This window comes from Pseudomonas sp. YA1, assembly GCF_058680555.1.
Genome location: NZ_JBZWBG010000050.1, coordinates 1 through 917, shown reverse-complemented (window position 1 = coordinate 917; position 917 = coordinate 1). Strand labels below are relative to the sequence as shown.

At 72.1% G+C, this 917-nt stretch carries 1 protein-coding gene; it reads right to left on the bottom strand.

The window, feature by feature from the left end:
• Positions 1-917, bottom strand: a 917-nt coding sequence (locus tag AC4OR5_RS30910) for a TolC family protein (protein WP_458420933.1), incomplete at both ends; no start/stop codon positions are given.

Genomic DNA, 917 nt, shown 5'->3' with positions numbered 1-917 from the left:
CCCAGGCGACCGAGGCTCGCCGCCAGTCGCAGGCGCGAGGTCTGCCAGTTGCCGAGGGCGCGGATGTGCTGGTCCTCGGCGCTGGCGTAGGCGGTCAGGGCGTTGAGCAGCTCGATCATGCTGCCGACCCCTGAGCGGTAGCGGCCCTGCACCACCTCCAGGCTTTGCCGCGACTGTTCGACCAGTTCGCGAGTGCGCGCCAGGCTGCGGGTCTCGACGCTGAGCGACTGGTAGTTGTTCCACACCTCCAGCGAAACCTGCTGCTCGGTGTCGGCCAGCTCCGCTTCGCTGGCTTCGCGGCGGGCCAGGGCGTTGCGGACCTGGTAGGTGCGTTCGAAGCCTTCGAACAACGGGATGTTCAGTTGCAGGCCGATGCTGCGGTCGCGTTCGCGGGTGTCACCGTTGAAGGCCATCGCCTGGTCGCTGTGGCTGCGTGCCAGGTTGGCGCTCAGCGCCAGGCTCGGCCGGCCGGCGGCGCGGCTTTCCTCCACCGAGGCGGCGGCGGCCTTCAGCCGCGCCTGGGCGGCGAGCAGTGCCGGATGCTCGCGGCGGGCTTCGGCGAGCATCTCGTCGATGGCCTTGACGAAGCCGGTGTCGGGTTGCGCCTCCAGCTCGCCGGAGAGGCGCAGCGGGGTATCCGGCGCCAGGCCCATGCGCAGGGCGATGACGCCGAGGGCGTTGCTCAGGGCGCCTTCGTCGCGGACCTGGGCGAGGCTCGCCTGGGACAGCGCGGTCTGCGCCTGCAGGCGATCGGAAAGGGCGGCGGCGCCGGCCCGGTACTTGGCGTCGGCGGCTTCCAGGTTCTGCGCCGCCAGCGCCGCGACCTGCCGCGAGGCGGCCAGGCTGCGCTGGGCGGCGAGGGCGTCGTAGTAGGCCTGGGCGGCGAGGGCGAAGGTGTTCTGCAGGGTCGCGTCCTG